At 50.7% G+C, this 16,030-nt stretch carries 14 protein-coding genes and 1 pseudogene; 10 read left to right on the top strand and 5 right to left on the bottom strand.

Annotation, left to right across the window (positions count from 1 at the left end):
* Window positions 1–377: 377 nt before the first annotated feature.
* Entirely contained in the window at window positions 378–1,271 is an 894-nt protein-coding gene (locus G470_RS0108550; protein ID WP_028274469.1) for an SDR family oxidoreductase, read from the bottom strand.
* 253 nt (window positions 1,272–1,524) lie between these two features.
* Window positions 1,525–1,629 carry a type I toxin-antitoxin system Fst family toxin gene (locus G470_RS15120; protein WP_156908030.1) on the bottom strand — a complete coding sequence of 35 codons (105 nt, stop codon included), beginning with the start codon at window positions 1,627–1,629 and terminating at the stop codon, window positions 1,525–1,527.
* 191 nt (window positions 1,630–1,820) lie between these two features.
* Here G470_RS15120 and G470_RS13160 point away from each other — a divergent pair, with 191 nt between their 5' ends.
* The 4 genes from G470_RS13160 to G470_RS0108575 all read left to right on the top strand — a co-directional run bounded on the left by G470_RS13160 (window position 1,821) and on the right by G470_RS0108575 (window position 6,457).
* Window positions 1,821–2,597 (top strand): MurR/RpiR family transcriptional regulator, encoded by a 777-nt coding sequence (locus tag G470_RS13160; RefSeq protein ID WP_051258516.1) that lies wholly within the window; start codon window positions 1,821–1,823, stop codon window positions 2,595–2,597.
* A gap of 84 nt (window positions 2,598–2,681) precedes the next feature.
* Window positions 2,682–4,124 carry a glycoside hydrolase family 1 protein gene (locus tag G470_RS0108565; protein WP_028274471.1) on the top strand — a complete coding sequence of 481 codons (1,443 nt, stop codon included), beginning with the start codon at window positions 2,682–2,684 and terminating at the stop codon, window positions 4,122–4,124.
* A gap of 22 nt (window positions 4,125–4,146) precedes the next feature.
* A complete protein-coding gene (locus G470_RS0108570) occupies window positions 4,147–5,490 on the top strand; it encodes a PTS sugar transporter subunit IIC (RefSeq protein ID WP_240470667.1) in 1,344 nt (447 codons plus the stop codon).
* A 61-nt stretch (window positions 5,491–5,551) separates the two neighbouring features.
* Window positions 5,552–6,457, top strand: a complete 906-nt coding sequence (locus G470_RS0108575) for an ROK family protein (protein ID WP_035445400.1) — start codon at window positions 5,552–5,554, stop codon at window positions 6,455–6,457.
* Between the two features lie 552 nt (window positions 6,458–7,009).
* On the opposite strand, the gene G470_RS0108580 is transcribed toward G470_RS0108575, so the two are convergent.
* Window positions 7,010–7,924: a nuclease-related domain-containing protein gene (locus G470_RS0108580; RefSeq protein WP_028274474.1), complete on the bottom strand. Its 915-nt coding sequence runs from the start codon at window positions 7,922–7,924 to the stop codon at window positions 7,010–7,012.
* Window positions 7,925–8,041: 117 nt separating this feature from the next.
* Between G470_RS0108580 and map the strand changes: the two genes are divergently transcribed.
* The 4 genes and pseudogenes from map (at window position 8,042) to G470_RS14885 (ending at window position 11,903) form a co-directional block, all read left to right on the top strand.
* The gene (map, locus tag G470_RS0108585; protein ID WP_028274475.1) at window positions 8,042–8,797 is read left to right on the top strand and encodes a type I methionyl aminopeptidase; all 756 of its coding nucleotides are present in this window, start codon (window positions 8,042–8,044) and stop codon (window positions 8,795–8,797) included.
* A gap of 165 nt (window positions 8,798–8,962) precedes the next feature.
* Window positions 8,963–10,072: an acyltransferase gene (locus tag G470_RS0108590; RefSeq protein ID WP_028274476.1), complete on the top strand. Its 1,110-nt coding sequence runs from the start codon at window positions 8,963–8,965 to the stop codon at window positions 10,070–10,072.
* Window positions 10,073–10,100: 28 nt separating this feature from the next.
* On the top strand, window positions 10,101–11,009 hold the full coding sequence (locus G470_RS0108595; RefSeq protein ID WP_028274477.1) for a Gfo/Idh/MocA family protein: 909 nt from the start codon (window positions 10,101–10,103) through the stop codon (window positions 11,007–11,009).
* Between the two features lie 33 nt (window positions 11,010–11,042).
* Window positions 11,043–11,903, top strand: a pseudogene (locus G470_RS14885) (YihY/virulence factor BrkB family protein).
* 250 nt (window positions 11,904–12,153) lie between these two features.
* Here the strand turns inward: G470_RS14885 and G470_RS0108610 are convergent.
* Entirely contained in the window at window positions 12,154–13,848 is a 1,695-nt protein-coding gene (locus tag G470_RS0108610; protein WP_028274480.1) for a methyl-accepting chemotaxis protein, read from the bottom strand.
* Between the two features lie 227 nt (window positions 13,849–14,075).
* Here G470_RS0108610 and G470_RS0108615 point away from each other — a divergent pair, with 227 nt between their 5' ends.
* Complete coding sequence (locus tag G470_RS0108615) at window positions 14,076–14,429, top strand: hypothetical protein (protein ID WP_028274481.1); 354 nt, start codon at window positions 14,076–14,078, stop codon at window positions 14,427–14,429.
* 61 nt (window positions 14,430–14,490) lie between these two features.
* The gene (locus G470_RS13165) at window positions 14,491–15,735 is read left to right on the top strand and encodes a cation:proton antiporter (RefSeq protein ID WP_205617913.1); all 1,245 of its coding nucleotides are present in this window, start codon (window positions 14,491–14,493) and stop codon (window positions 15,733–15,735) included.
* On the opposite strand, the gene G470_RS0108625 is transcribed toward G470_RS13165, so the two are convergent.
* Window positions 15,721–16,030 (bottom strand): IS30 family transposase (locus G470_RS0108625; RefSeq protein WP_028274482.1); only part of this gene is annotated, 310 nt, incomplete at its 5' end. The two genes, G470_RS13165 and G470_RS0108625, sit on opposite strands and share 15 nt — an antisense overlap.

Here is a 16,030-nt window from a genome sequence, read left to right on the forward strand (position 1 = left end):
ATTTTCCAGCCCTCTTGCTTATAGTGGTAATACAGTTCCTTGTCCATTCGTTCTATTGCGTATTTCATTATCCATTCATTCCATCCTTGAAACCATAGGTTTAAATGGCTTTCTATATCAAGTAGGGTATCTTCTTCCTTCCACAATGCAATGATTTGTGCTATTATATTGTTCATAACGAGACCTCTTTCTATTTGTGTGGTAACTTTTAGAATAAAGGTCTCGTTTCTTTTTGTCCAATAAACAATAGATGACTTACCGAGAACTATTTTACACTAACAGGGGAATCAATGGGAACGACGCGAAGAGCGGAGCGTTCGGATTGATACCGCACAAAAAAACCGCCAAGCTCTCTCAGCTCAGCGGTTAAATGATGTTTACAGGTCAATCGGCTGTCCGCCGGTGACGCCGTAGATTTGCCCGGTGATGTAGCTGCCTTCATCCGAAGCCAACAACACGTAAACAGGTGCGAGTTCCACCGGTTGTCCTGCGCGGCCCAATGGACTGGACTGCCCAAATTCAGGAATCGCACCGTCCAATTGTCCGTTGTCCAACTGCAGCGGCGTCCAAATCGGTCCCGGGGCCACACCGTTGACACGGATGCCTTTTTCTGAGAAGTACTGGGAAAGGGAAACCGTGAAGTTGGAAATCGCGCCTTTTGTGGCGGCGTAGTCCATCAGCGTCTGACTCGGGTTAAAGGACTGCACCGAAGTGGTTGTCACAATGGAGCTGCCCGGTTTCAAGTGCGGTTCGGCCGCTTTCACGGTTTCGAACATGCTGATGATGTTGACCTTAAATGTATCGGTGACTTGTTTGATGGACAACTCACTCAACGATGGCTGCGCAATCTGTTGGGCGGCGTTCAACACCAATGTGTCCAATGCACCGAACGCGTCTACCGTTTTTTCGACAATCTCCGTAGCGGCGCCGTCTTCGCGCAAGTCATACGGCAACAGTAACGCTTTTTTGCCTTCTTTTTCAATGAGTTCTTTCACTTCGTTGGCGTCGTCTTCTTCGCCAGGGAAGAACTGGATGGCGACGTTGGCTCCTTCACGCGCAAACGCAATCGCTGCGGCGCGTCCGATACCGGAATCTCCGCCGGTGACCAAAGCATTGCGGCCTTCCATGCGGTTGTGTCCTTTATAAGAGGTTTCCCCGCAGTCCGGTTTTGGTTCCATTTTGCTCTGCAACGCCGGAGTGTCCTGCTCTTGTTCAGGGAAGTTCTCGTTGTAGTGCTTGTTACGTGGATCAGTTAAATTAGAATCTGTCATTTATTCTCATCTCCTATCCATAACGTTTGTTCTTACATCATTTACGATAACAAGACAAAAGGAGAAATGCCATCAAAACGCACTCGCAAACAGGGTTGGGAGGACAAGGGGAATCTTTGCCTTTCAGCCGCTCTGTGCTATAATAGAAGAGGAAAAAGTAAAGAGATTCCACAAACGACAAACACCCAGGCAGTGGCAGCTGCTTGGGTGTTTTTTTGCGCCAAAAAGGCGGTCGGGTTCATGTCGCACTACTCTACTCATCGCCTCGCTTATTTAACCAATAAGCGAACAGCTCCGTCACTATCCTTACAAAAAGGGGGATGAGCACCAAAGTAAAGAGGTCATTCCACAAACGCATCACCACCCGGCCGCAGGGATAGGATTTGCGACAAATGTATCGTACCACATTTTTCCGCTTCTTGCGAACGTTTGTTCCCGTCGTTTTTGTGGCAGACTCTTGAAATTTTCTAAAAAGAGTCAGAAACCCCTTTCATTCATGCTAAAATAAAAAAGAATATGTGACGACAAATTTGAGAAAAGAGGGGTTCGATGTTTCACTACAAAGACGTATCGTCTCTCACAGAAGCAGAAAAAAGTGTTTACTCCTATATCTTGATCCACAAAGAAAAAGTGGCCTACATGCGGGTGAGGGAACTGGCGGATGCCTCCCACACATCGCCCGCCACCGTTCTGCGGTTCACACAAAAACTGGGGTATGAATCCTTTGTCGAGTTCAAACTGGATTTGAAAAAAGAGCTGCAAAAACAGACAACTCCCCGTCTGATTGATTCAAAAGAAGTGGTCGAATCGTTCTTTTCCAGGACGCTGACTGACCAGTACGAAGAAGAATTGGAGGAAGTGGCCGAGCAGATTTCCGATGCGGAACTGGTGATGTTTTTCGGCATCGGGACGTCCGGAATCTTGGCGGAATATGCTTCCCGGTGGTTCTCCAATTTCGGCAAACAGACGATGTACATAAAAGATCCCTTCTATCCGTTTGAACAGTTTGGAAAAACGTATGAACAGACGGTCGTCTTTGTGCTGTCGGTGTCCGGGGAGACCACGCAGACCATCGAACAGGCTCAAAGACTGAAAGAATTGGGCGGTTACATCGTCAGCATCACCAATTCGTCTTACAACACACTCGCCAGAATTTCCGACCGGAACATCGCGTACCACATTGCGCCTGAAACACTCGGCGATGGTCAAATCAACATCACCTCCCAACTCCCGGTGCTGTATCTGTTTGAAACCCTCGCAAAAAAACACTACGCACAGAGTGAAACACCACGTTCCGAAACTGAAACAATATCCAACCGCCCGTAACGGCTTCCCGTGTTGACGGAAAGCCTTCCCCAATCAAAATGTAAGCGCTATAATAAAGGTGAAAAAATGAAAAGGAGGCGCACAATGTATCACAAAAAGCTAAAACCATTTCCACAAGAGTTCTTATGGGGCTCCGCTTCAGCGGCGTACCAAGTGGAAGGCGCATGGGACACAGACGGAAAGGGGGAATCAGTCTGGGATCGGTTTGTCCGGATTCCAGGAAAAACATTCAAAGGCACCACAGGAGACGTAGCGGTCGACCATTACAACCGTTACAAAGAAGATGTGGCGTTGATGGCTGAGATGGGCTTGAAGGCGTACCGGTTTTCAGTGGCCTGGAGCCGCGTGATTCCGGACGGCGACGGAGAAGTCAACGAAGCCGGGCTGGCGTTTTACGAGCGGTTGATCGACGAACTGAACGCCCACGGCATCGAGCCGGTCGTCACGTTGTACCACTGGGACATTCCGCAGGCGCTGCAGGACAAATACGGCGGCTGGGAATCCAGGGAAGTGATCGAAGACTTCACCCGCTATGCGGAAACCCTCTTTAAGCGGTTCGACGGAAAAGTCCGTTGGTGGGTGACGCTGAACGAGCAGAACGTCTTCATCACACACGGCTATAAGATGGCGTCGCATCCACCGGGAGTGCAGGACGACAAGCGGATGTTCCAAGCCAATCACATCGCCAACCTCGCCAACGCATCGGTCATCCGCCGGTTCCGGGAACTGGGGATTTCAGGAAAAATCGGTCCGAGTTTCGCATACGGCCCGACGTACGCCTTGACGTCCAAACCCGAAGACCAGCTGGCTGCCCAAAACCACGAAGAATTCCAAGCTCATTTTTGGATGGATGTCTATGTGTACGGCACATATCCAACAGTCGTTTGGAACTGGTTGGAAGAAAATGGAGTGGCACCGACAGTGGAGCCGGGCGACGAAGAGCTGCTCAAAGCCGGCAAACCGGATTTTATGGGGTTGAATTATTACCGTTCCAACACGGTGGAAGCCAACCCATTGGACGGCGTCGGACTCGGCCAGGCCAACTATTCCGGCAAAAAAGGCACCACGGAAGCGAGCGGCATCCCGGGATTGTTCAAATCCGCGGAGAACCCGCACGTCGAACGGACAAACTGGGACTGGGACATCGATCCAACCGGCTTGCGCATCGGCATGCGCCGCATTTCCAGCCGTTACCACCTGCCTGTTTTGATTACGGAAAATGGGTTGGGCGAATACGACACCTTGGAAACAGATGGCAGCATTCACGACGACTACCGCATTGACTATTTGCGTCAACACGTCAAGGCAATCCAAGAAGCCATTTCCGACGGGGTGGACGTACTCGGGTATTGCACATGGAGCTTCACGGATTTGCTGAGCTGGTTGAACGGGTATCAAAAACGCTACGGATTCGTGTACGTGGACCGTGACGAGACAGAGGAAAAATCATTGGACCGCCACAAAAAGGACAGCTTCTACTGGTACCAGCGCGTGATTGCGTCCAATGGAGAAAAATTGGAGGATTAAAGGAGGAAACACCATGGCAATGATGGACAAATTAGAAAACGGGCTCAACCGTGTGCTTGTTCCATTGGCAACGCGTTTGAACAGCCAACGACACATTGTCGCTGTACGTGACGCATTTATTTTGGCCTTTCCATTGACGATGGCCGGTTCATTGATCTTATTGCTGAACTTCACTGTGCTGGACCCGAACGGATTTGTGGCGCAACTTTTGCAGTTGGACCATATTTTCCCGAACCTGGCAAACGCCCAACAGATTTTCTCGCCGGTCGTGCAGGGGACGACGAACATCATGTCCATTTTCATCGTCTTTATGATTGCGCGAAACATGGCCAAACATTACAAGCAAGATGATTTGTTGGCGGGGATGACGTCCGTGGGATCGTTCTTCATCGTTTACACGCCTTACTTGAATGTGGATGGTGCCAACTATTTGACAACGAACTACTTAGGCGCGCAAGGCTTGTTTGTGGCCATGCTGGTGGGATTGACTGTCGGAGAATTGTTCAGCCGTCTCGCCCAAAGCAAACGCTTGAAAATCCGGATGCCGGAACAGGTGCCATCCAACGTTGCCCGCTCCTTCAGCAACTTGTTCCCAATCATCATCATTTTGATTGTCTTTTCCATTTTGAACTACGTGATTTCCTTGATTGCGCCAAACGGCATCAACGAATTGATTTTCCGTTTGATTCAAGCGCCTCTCACAGACGTGGGCGGAAACATCTGGTCCGTCTTGCTCTTTGCCTTCTTGAGCAACCTGCTGTGGGTACTTGGAATTCACGGGCCGAACACCTTGGCGGCTGTGCGTGACCCGATATTCACACCGATGGGCTTGGCCAACTTGGATTACATCGCGGAACACGGCACCACTTGGGGCGTTCCGTACCCATACAACTGGGGGGCGTTGAACGACGGCTTCGCCAACTACGGCGGAAGCGGCATGACCTTGGGACTGTTGATTGCGGTCATCCTCTTTTCCAAGAGAGCCGACTACAAAAACATCGCCAAACTGTCGATTGCACCGGGTATCTTCAACATCAACGAGCCGATCGTCTTCGGGATGCCGATTGTGTTGAACCCGATCATGATCATTCCATTTATCCTCGCTCCAATGGTAAACATTTTGGTGGGGTACTTCTTTATCGCCACTGAAATCATTCCGCCAATCGGCTACACCGTTCCGTGGACCACGCCGGGACCGCTTATTCCGTTCTTGGGAACCGGGGGACATTGGGGAGCGCTGCTGGTTGGACTCCTCTGTACAGGGATATCGGTGCTGATTTACGCACCGTTCGTCATTGCCGCCAACCGAGCAGCAGAAGTCCGCACAGACATGGAGCCAACAGAAGAAGCAGCAAGCGGAAAATAATCATGGATAGAAGAGGAAGCCTGCTTTTTTAAGCAGGCTTTCCGTCTAAGGAGGGATGCGTATGAATACCATCAGTATTGACGTCGGAGGCACCATGGTGAAACACGCCCTGCTGGACGAGCAGGGGACTATTCTGACAAAGAGCGCGTTTCCCACACCGGAAGACAAAGAAGAATTCTTGGAAGGGATTGTGGAGGTGGCCGATCGGTACGAAGAGGCAGGCACCGTCCAAGCCATCACTTTCAGCTTCCCAGGATACATTAATCCCCACACCGGGTACGCGGAAACTTCGGGGGCGATTCTTTATTTCTATCACCAAAATATCAAAGAGCAGCTGGAAGAAGCCTTGAGCCACCGGTATCCCGTTTACATTGAAAATGATGCAAACTGTGCCGCGCTGGCGGAAAAAGTTTCCGGCAATGCGCAAGGCGTCGACAACTTTTTGGTGCTGACAGTGGGAACCGGCATCGGCGGTGCATTTTATGTGAACGGCGAATTGTACCGCGGCTTCCAGTTCAAAGCCGGGGAATTCGGCAGGATGCGCATCAACCACGCGCTGGCTCCCGAAAAAGACTTGCACCAATTTTCCTCCGTCCGGGCGCTGATCAACCAGTACAAAAGCGCCAAAGGATTGGACACCCTCGATTTGGTGACCGGCGAACAAATTTTGGATGAAATGGCAGACGATTCAGACGTCCGGGTGATGGTCGAATCGTGGATCGATACGCTGTGCGTCGGCTTGTTCAATGTGGTTACCGTGCTCAACCCCGAGAAAATCCTGATTGGCGGCGGCATCAGTTCGCATCCGGCGTTTCTGCCGTTGGTCCGCGAGCGCCTGCACCGCCTGTGGGACTGGCCGGAATTCAAAGCGCCCATCGTGCCGTGCAAATACTTGAACGATGCCGGCCTCATCGGCGCCTACTACCACGCAATGGAACAAAAAGACAATTTCGTAAACGAAAAGTGACGGGAAACCGTCACTTTTTTCGTTTTATGGGTAAGGCAGGTGAGGGATGAGGAAAACTCAGTGAGAAAAAATAATTGAGTTGGTGCCAAACAACGGAATGGCCGCAACTCAGAGTGGAATTGAACTCGAATTTGGCCCAAACGGGAAACTGCCCCTAACTCGATTGCGAAATCCAATTGAGTTGCCTCCAATCAAGTAAATGACCACAACTCAGCTCCGAATCCTCCCCAAGTTTCTCCCAAACCCATCCCAAAAAGAAAAGACTCATTTGGAAATGAGTCCTAATTTTATAAGCAGGGGAATGGCTTAAACTCAGCGAGAAAAAATAATTGAGTTGGTGCCAAACAACGGAGTGACCGCAACTCAGAATGAAATTGAAATCGAGTTTGGTCCAAACGGGAAACTGCCCCCAACTCGATTGCGAAATCCAATTGAGTTGCCTCCAATCCAACGAATGACCATAACTCAGCTCCAAATCCTTCCCGAGTTGCTCTCAAAAACCATCCAAAAAGAAAAGACTCATTCGGAAATGAGTCTTTCATCAAAAAAGCCCTACTGATAATAAGTTCCACGGGCGTATCCGCATTGATCGAAGTTGGATTTCAGAATTCGCTGGATTTGCCATGGAGAAACCAGCCGCCCGCACCAATCGTAGATGCCGTTCCGCGTCATCTTCCGCTCGGGAAACAGGATGCGGAACTCCTCGCAGTGGGACACCACTGTTTCATCTATGGACACTTTCTCCCCGCACGCCCGGCAGATACTTGAGCGCTGTGTCAGCGTCAACCGGGAGGCGCCGCACTCCATGCACCACAACCCTTTGCCGAGCGACTCGTACACATACTGCGGCGGCTTCCGTTGAAACGCCGCCTCGTCCTGGTGCTCCGCCAACAATTTCTCCGCTAAATAATGGTGCTGTGGGGAGAGGGGAAGGGCGCGTCGGTTGAGCCGGGAAAAATAGGACTGAATTTGTCCCGGGTAAACAACGGGAGCGTCCATCGGGGCGTGATACATCATGAATGAGGGATTCACGAAAATCAACGACGGCTCTAAGTCCACCCGAAAGTTCCATTTGTGCAACAGGTTCCGCATCCTTGTCGTTGTGTCGTGGAACTTTGTCAGTGGGTTCGAAATCTTTTTTCCGGAAAAAGTAACCAGATGCCCTTCCCGAAATTGGTAGTCGCCTTCGTAGTTTTTCACTTCAATCAGGTGAATCCGGTCGCCGGTCAACACAATGGAATCCACTTGAAACGAGCTGCCTTTCTCGGTGAACAGCAAATCATTCAACACCAACGCTTCAGCCTCCAGCGCCTCCGCCATCCATGCGTCAAGCCCGCACTCTCCGCTGAACCCACTTTGCATGTTCGCCAAATGCCGTTTGTCCTCATCTGCCAACACCATCCGTTTGTCCAACGCTTCCAACGCCAACAAGTACGTTGATTTCTTCCGTGGTTTCAACACCTTCATCTTTTCGACCTCCTCACTTAAAGATACGCAAAAAATCCAATTTTCCACGCCCCTTCACAAATCCGATTTTTTCGCTATAATAGAGAGGATAAGTATTAGGAGAAAAGGGGAAAAGCATTGATCACATTAAAATCACAACGTGAAATCGACGCGATGGCGGAAGCGGGTGCGCTGTTGGCAGACATCCACCGCGAATTGCGTGGGTTCATTAAACCCGGCATCACCGGCTGGGACATCGAAGAATTTGTCGAAAAATACATGCTCGACCACGGTGCGACCCCTGAACAAAAAGGGTTTGAAGGCTACAAATACGCAACCTGTGTCAGCATCAACGACGAAATCTGCCACGGCTTCCCTCGCAAAGAAGTCCTCAACGAAGGAGACCTCATCAAAGTGGACATGGTGGTCAACTACAAAGGCGCTTTGGCGGATTCTTGCTGGAGCTACTCCGTGGGCGAGCCGACGGACGAAGTGAAACGCTTGATGGACGTCACACGCACTGCGCTTTACAAAGGCATCGAGCAGGCGCAAGTCGGTAACCGCATCGGCGACATCGGCCATGCCATCCAGACGTACGTCGAAGGAGAAGGCTTGTCTGTTGTCCGCGAATTCATCGGACACGGCTTGGGACCAACCTTGCACGAACAGCCGGCAGTTCCACACTACGGCGAACCAGGGAAAGGACTGCGCCTCAAAGAAGGCATGGTCATCACCATCGAGCCGATGGTCAACACCGGTACGTGGAAATCCAAACTGGACAATAACGGCTGGACAGCCCGCACACAAGACGGCGGACTTAGCTGCCAATACGAACACTCTTTGGCGATCACCAAAGACGGTCCAATCATCTTGACTCACCAAGGCGACGAGTAAACGCCATCCGAAGACACCGCCCCGTGCGGTGTCTTTTTTTTGCAAAAAGGACCCTTTCCAAGCCGGTTCCAGTACACCAGAGCCCAACTTTTTCTCAAAAGTTTGCTATGATAAGGGAGAGCGGTTCGTTCCGCGGTTCACAAATCATCAGAAAGGACCTGAAATATGAATCAAGATGCGTTTTATTCACCCTCCTCGGATGCCACTCCGGCACCCGAGGCCAAAACGAAGCCGAAAAAACGGGTCTGGTACGCAGATGTCATCCGCGTCACGGCCACTGCTATGGTGGTGTTGATCCACGTCGCCTCGAAAGATTTTCATCGGGTGGACGTCGACTCATTCCACTGGCAGTTGCTGAACGCCGTCAACGGGTTTTCGCGTGTCAGTGTACCGTTGTTTTTCATGGTGAGCGGCATCTTTTTCCTGAGTCCAAAAAAAGAAGTCACCGCCCAATCCATTTTCACAAAAAATATCTGGCGCCTGGCCAAAGCGTTCATCTTTTGGTCCGCGGTGTATGTGTTATACGAAAGAATCGGCGAGACGCCGGAAGTATCACCCGAAGCCGTCGAACAAACGTGGTGGGAGTTTATCCGGGGAAACTTTCATCTATGGTTTCTCTACCGGCTCGCAGAAGTCTATGCGATTGTGCCGATTCTGCGTCCCATCACCAGAGACAAGCGGCTGATTTACTATTTCCTGGCTGTCAGCATCATCGTCGGGATCTTGACTCCGACGTACCGCCAATTCCCCATCCGGTCAACCGACACACTGATAGACAACGGCATCAACTTCGACATCACGTTGGGGTATGCCGGCTACATGGTGCTCGGTTATTTCCTGCATGCATACGGGCTGCCGAAAAAAGTCAGACGACTCATCTATATCTTCGGAGGGGTGGGCGCCGCGGTCACCATCATCGGAACCAGCGTGCTGTCTTTGCAGGAAGGCAGTTTGAACAACATCCTGTACGAATATTTGACGCCAAACGTGATGGCGGCATCGGCTGCGGTATTCTTGTTTTTGAAACAGCGGTTCGCTGATCGGGAACTGGAGACCGGCAGGAAACGAATGCTCTTGAAATTGTCCCAGCATTCGTTCGGGGTGTATTTGATCCACGTCTTGATCCGTGACTTGATTTGGCGGGCAGGGTGGAACACCACGCTCTTCACGCCCATCCTTTCACTCCCGCTGTCTGCAGTGGTCATTGCCCTTATCAGTTATGCCCTCATCGCGATTCTGTCACGAAACAAGTGGTTCAGGAACGTGGTCTCGTAAACGTGACAACCAACAAGGAGGAAAACCAATGAAAGTAGGAGTAATCGGACTTGGAAATATCGCACAGAAAGCATATTTGCCGGTCATGATGACGCAGCACGCGGACATCGACTGGCATCTGTGCACGCGCAACGAAGAAAAACTGAATGAAATCGCCAAGCAGTACCGGGTGAAAGAAATCCATACGGACCTCGACGAATTGATCCAGAGCGGGGTGGACGCGGTCTTCATCCACACACCGACCGCTTCCCACGGCAGCATCATCCGCAAGATGTTGGAAAACGACATCCACGTCTATGTCGACAAACCGGTTTCCGAAGACTTGAAGGAAACCCGCGACCTGCTGGCTTTGGCCAATGAAAGAGGGAAACTCCTCACGGTGGGATTCAACCGCCGATTTGCGCCGATGATTCAAGAATTGAAGGAAATTCCGGACAAAAACACGATTCTGTTCCAGAAAAATCAAATCAATCAAGTGGACCAGCCGACACGGTTTCGGATTTACGATATGTTCATCCACCCGTTGGACACCGCGCTGCACATGGTTGACGGGGACGTCCGGTTGGTGGAATCGCGCATCATCGGCACGAAAGACCGGTTGGAACGCGCTTGGGTGGAACTGGAAACCGATGACGCCACTATCCGCGTTTCGGTGAATTCCCGTGCCGGCGCCAAGGAAGAAACGATGGAAGTGCAGAGCCTGACCGAAACGGTGCGCGTTGAAAATTTGACCGAATGGACGCGCTACACCGGCGACAAACGCGAACAAAAGACGTTCAGCGATTGGGAAAACACGTTGACGAAACGCGGCTTTGCGCCGATCATCCAAGCCTTCCTCGAAGCCGTCCGAACCGGCAGCGACAACCCGGTGTCAGCCAAATCGGCCTGGCTCAGCCACCGCATTTGCGAAGAGATGCTGCGGAAAGAGGGAATTTAAACGGATGTTGATGGAGAGTTATACATGAAGCACATGATCAACTGGACCAAACAACAAACTGACCGCGACGGGTTGCGCGCGCTTATCACCGGCATCCGCAACGGAGAAGTGTGGCAATACTCCGTGTTTGTGGCATACTACACCGCGGTCTCGCTGTTTCCGCTGGTGGTCGGAGTATACAACGCATGGAATTATTTCCACATTCCACCCGAACCGCTGATTGCATGGATCACCAAACTGGTGCCGGGCCCGTTCGTTTCATGGATGACCACGGACTTGAGACAAATTTACGAATCCGCCCACGTGGCAATCTTGATTGTCGCGGCGGTCGCGACGGTGTGGACCGTGAGCTGGGCGATGGCGGCGATGCAGATGGGCCTCAACTAAGCGTACGGCGTCGGTCACTGGAAAAATATTGTGGTGTTGCGGCTCGTCGCATTTCTCGTGACGTTTGTGTTCGCTGGAGTGGGCGGCGTATTGTTTGCCGGCATCCAATTGCTGGGCGCACCGGCTGCCGTCAGTGCCCCGTTGTATGTCTTATCGGCGGGACTGTTGATTGGGATGTTGTACTACCTTGTTCCAAACGTCCGTCAACATTGGCGTGACGTCCTGCCGGGAACCTTATTTTCCACCGTCGTCTTTGTCGCGGCGGGGACTGCTTACTACTTATTCCTGCGTCTGATTCCAGAAGAGTCCACTTTTTACACTACGGTCGGCGCCTTCACGTTTGTCATGGTGCTTCTCCAGATGATGAACATGATGGTGCTCGTCGGGGGTGTCCTGAACGCGGTGCTGCAGCGCCGCAAGTACGGGCGTGTCACCGAGAAAAACGACACCAGCGAATTCCTCCGGGCATGGGCCCGAGCGGAGAAACGGTTCAAGAAACCGGACTGAAAAAAATTACACAAAAAGACCGTCTGCCTAACCATGCAGACGGTCTTTTTTGGCGCGAACTCAAAGTGAAATTTCAACTGAGTTGGGGTCAAACTCTTAAATGGCACAAACTCAGAAGAGAAAATCAAATGAGTTACGGCCAAAAGAGGGAATGAACCCAACTCAAGAAGAAACTTCCCCTGAGTTGCGCCCAAACCCCATAATGACCCCAACTCGAAGCAAAAACGCCTCCGAGTTGCCATCATTTTCCTTAAATTTGCATCTGATGAACCAGTTGATTCAAGTTTTCAGCCAATTCCGCGAGGTGCTCGGAGCTGGCGGAGACTTCGTTCATGGAACTGTCAATCTGCTGAACCGCAGCGGAAGTTTCTTCCACACCGGCCGCCGATTCCTGGGAAACGGACGCCACCTCGTCAATCAAGGTGTTCATCTCTCCGCTGTTGGCGTAAATCTTGTTCATGATGCCGGTCATACGTTGGTTCATTTTATCCGTGTTGCCGATCAATTCAACAATCTTGCGCAGTGCTTCATCTGTAGACTGAACTTGAAGGGTTCCTTGCTCGACTTCTTTGTAGCCGTTCTGCAACGAATCGCCCACATTTTTCGCTTCCGTCTGGACATTTTCCACCACTTGAGTGATATCGGAAACAGAGTCGGATACTTGTTCCGCCAACTTGCGGACTTCATCAGCTACCACGGCAAACCCTTTGCCCTGTTCGCCGGCGCGGGCGGCTTCAATCGAGGCGTTCAACGCCAGCAGGTTGGTTTGGTCCGCCACGCTTTGGACGACTTCGACCATTTTCGTGATCTCCACCGTCTGCTGGTCCAAGCGCTCCATTTTCATGACCGCGTCTTGGATGATCTGTTCAATCTTGTTCATCTGTTCCGTAGAAGCCGCCATCCGTTGGGTGCTCTCCAAAGCCATGTCTTTGATGTTGCGGGAAGATTCTTCAATTTCTGCACCGTATGAATTCGACTCTTCAATCTGTTTGGCAAATGAATCCATCTGAGCGGCCAAGTCCCCGGCGCTGCTCGCTTGGGTTTCTGAACCGGACGCCAGTTCCTGCATGGTGGCTGCGACCTGCTGGGAACCGGACGTCACTTCACCGGCCGACTGCAGCAACTCTTCGCTGTTTGCGGCAAGAGACTCGGAAGCTTGGGACATCTCGTGAACCATGCGAATCAATTGCAGTTGAGTGGCATTCAAGGCGTGTCCCAACTGTCCGATTTCATCTTTCATCCGCACATTCAACGGTTCCGAACGCAAGTCTCCGTCCGCAATTTCCTGCAGCCGGTCGCGCATCAAATTCATCGGACGAGCGATGGATTGAGACGTGGCCCAGGCGATAAGAAGAGAAAGGACAATCACAACGACACTTAACACAGTGACGATCATCACGGAACGATTCCCGGATTCGATGATGCTGTGCCCGATTTCCATAATCTCATTTTCACCAAACTCCACACCTTCCGTGTAGGACTGGATGAGGTCATCGGTCAATGGCTCCAGCAAACCGAGGTTCGCAATCGCCGTTTCCCGGTTGCCGTTCCGTGCCTGCTCGATGACTTCCGTCCGCATGCGGTTGGTCCATTCGTTCGCCATATTGACTTTTTCTACAATCGTGTCGGTTGGATAGTACTCCACCAACGCTTGTTCTGACGCCTCACTGACTTCCGACAGCTCCTCAAACTCAATCGCGGTGGCTTCGCTTCCAGTCAATAGGTAGTTTTGCGCCAAACCGTAACGGCGCAGCAAATTAGAGGTCAACTCTTCCGTCTGCAACAACGTCGGCAGTGTATCATCGATAATCTCTCTTGTCTCCCGATTGGAACGGAAGGCCGAGGTGACAGCCAACGATGAAATAATGGCGACCAACAAGATCCCCAGGCCAAAACCCGACATCATCCTGGCCAAAACACTTTTAAACTGAAACCTCTTCTTCATCAATCAAACTCCTTATCAATAGAAATAAATAAACGCTCCAGGCTCTTTATCGTCATCTCTCCTTACAAAATTAAGAGATAGGACAGAATTTGGAAAACGGCTGTGTCCATTTTGTGTACAGTAAGCGGAAAATGAGAGAATGCCGGCGTTTTTTGAAGTTTTTTCAAAAGAATGTATACTAGTATATAGGAACATTCTTTCATGTAATTTTCTGAAAAAGGAAAGAGGTGAGGAAAACGAGCGAGGAAGTCTTATTGGTTCTTGTATTGAACAAAACAGAGTTGTTGGATGAATTGTTGATTGAATGGAGCAACGAAGACATCAAAGCAGCGACCATTCTCGATTCCATCGGGATGGCGAAACAACTGGCGGATGTGGAAGACACACGCATCATTTCCACGCTCCGGCCTTTTTTGGTGTCGGACCATTCAGAAAACAAACTCATCTTTACCATTTTACAACCGGAAGACGTCAACAAAGCCCGTCAAATCGTGCGCCGGGTCGTTGGAGACTTGTCGCAGCCGGAGACGGGAATCTTGTTTGCCCTGCCGCTGTTGTTTGCGGAAGGCATCCGGTTCTAAAACGGGCGCAGAAAAGTTCAATGAAAGAATGAATGATCATAAAAAAAGAGGGATGTAGCAATTGAGTAATGCATTATTGAGTGTTGCGGTCATTTTGATGACAGGTCTATTGTTCGGAAGGGTAGCGTCCATGTTTAAGCTGCCGAGTGTGACGGGCTACCTGGTGGGCGGACTGCTCATCGGGCCATCGTTTTTGAACCTCGTCACCACGGGTATGTTGGAAGGCTTTGGAATCATTTCTCAAATGGCATTGGCATTCATCGCATTTTCAATCGGGTTGTCATTCAAGACGGATTATTTCAAACGCGTCGGCATGACTCCTGTTGTCATTGCATTTTTTGAAGCCACTTTAGCAGTGGTGTTGGTAACAGGAGCATTGTTGGCGATCGGGGTGGAACCGGCGTTTGCGATTGTGCTTGGATCGATCGCAGCGGCCACTGCACCGGCAGCAACCGTGATGGTGATCAAAGAGTACAAGGCGAAAGGTCCTGTCACCGATACGCTGTTGAGTGTGGTGGCATTGGATGACGCCGTCGCTTTGATTCTCTTCGGGTTCGCGGCCGCGATTGCGGAAATGCTGACAGCGGCTCACGGGGCAACGACCAGTTTGGTGATGACCATGGTGGCACCGTTTTTGGATGTCCTCTTGGCATTGGCGGCAGGAGCGGTTCTCGGATTCGTGATGCAGTTCCCGCTGAAGTTGTTCAAAACGCGTGCCAACCGATTGACCGTTTTGCTCGCGTTTGTCTTTTTGACAAGCGGTCTCTCAACCAGTTTTGGTGTCTCTGAATTGTTGGCGTGTATGATGGCCGGAGGAGTCTTGACGAACGTGTCCAAAGAAGCGCCGTTGATGACGGACTTGTCGGACCGAATCACACCGCCATTGTACATGATGTTTTTCGTCGTCTCCGGAGCTGGGCTGAACATCAGCATCCTGCCTTCGATTGGACTCATCGGTGTGGTCTACATTCTTTTCCGTGTGTTCGGAAAAATGTTGGGTGCTTACACAGGTGCGCGCATCATGAAAGCACCGAAAGAAGTCAGCAACTACTTGGGCATCACCTTGATCCCACAGGCAGGTGTGGCCATTGGATTGGCGACAGCTTCCCAAACGTTGGTGCCGGCATACGCCGAGCAAATCACCGCGGTCGTTTTGGCCGGAACACTGGTGTATGAACTCGTCGGACCGGTGTTAACCAAATGGGCACTGACGAAAGCAGGCGACATCGAAGCCCCTGTCAAAGACATTCAAGCACAAGAATCTTATAATAATTTCGTTTGTCAAATTAAGCTAGAAATAATTTAAACCTGATACATTCTCCAGAAAGACCTCCAATGGGGTCTTATAGTTTAAAGATTTTCTAGGTATTTTATTCCTTCGGATTGCGACAGAAGAAATAAATTGTTGATCGACTTCGTTGAAGTCCATTTGTTTAGGTAACCCATCTTTACGTAAGAGACCGTTTGAATGTTCATTTAGTCCGCGTTGAGAGGGACAGCCTGGATCCGCAAAGAAAATAGAAATATCTTGTTGATTACTTAAGTTTTTCCAATTGGAAAATTCCTTGCCACAATCAAATGTAATCGACTTAAATATATTC

This window comes from Atopococcus tabaci DSM 17538, from assembly GCF_000429585.1.
GTDB lineage: Bacteria > Bacillota > Bacilli > Lactobacillales > Carnobacteriaceae_A > Atopococcus > Atopococcus tabaci.

What these genes read in the sequence shown, in the direction of transcription:
- G470_RS0108550 (WP_028274469.1), bottom strand. Translation starts at nt 1,271, where the DNA reads ATGACAGATTCTAATTTAACTGATCCACGTAACAAGCACTACAACGAG.
- G470_RS15120 (WP_156908030.1), bottom strand. Translation starts at nt 1,629, where the DNA reads ATGCGTTTGTGGAATGACCTCTTTACTTTGGTGCTCATCCCCCTTTTT.
- G470_RS13160 (WP_051258516.1), top strand. Translation starts at nt 1,821, where the DNA reads ATGTTTCACTACAAAGACGTATCGTCTCTCACAGAAGCAGAAAAAAGT.
- G470_RS0108565 (WP_028274471.1), top strand. Translation starts at nt 2,682, where the DNA reads ATGTATCACAAAAAGCTAAAACCATTTCCACAAGAGTTCTTATGGGGC.
- G470_RS0108570 (WP_240470667.1), top strand. Translation starts at nt 4,147, where the DNA reads ATGGACAAATTAGAAAACGGGCTCAACCGTGTGCTTGTTCCATTGGCA.
- G470_RS0108575 (WP_035445400.1), top strand. Translation starts at nt 5,552, where the DNA reads ATGAATACCATCAGTATTGACGTCGGAGGCACCATGGTGAAACACGCC.
- G470_RS0108580 (WP_028274474.1), bottom strand. Translation starts at nt 7,924, where the DNA reads ATGAAGGTGTTGAAACCACGGAAGAAATCAACGTACTTGTTGGCGTTG.
- G470_RS0108590 (WP_028274476.1), top strand. Translation starts at nt 8,963, where the DNA reads ATGAATCAAGATGCGTTTTATTCACCCTCCTCGGATGCCACTCCGGCA.
- G470_RS0108595 (WP_028274477.1), top strand. Translation starts at nt 10,101, where the DNA reads ATGAAAGTAGGAGTAATCGGACTTGGAAATATCGCACAGAAAGCATAT.
- G470_RS0108610 (WP_028274480.1), bottom strand. Translation starts at nt 13,848, where the DNA reads ATGAAGAAGAGGTTTCAGTTTAAAAGTGTTTTGGCCAGGATGATGTCG.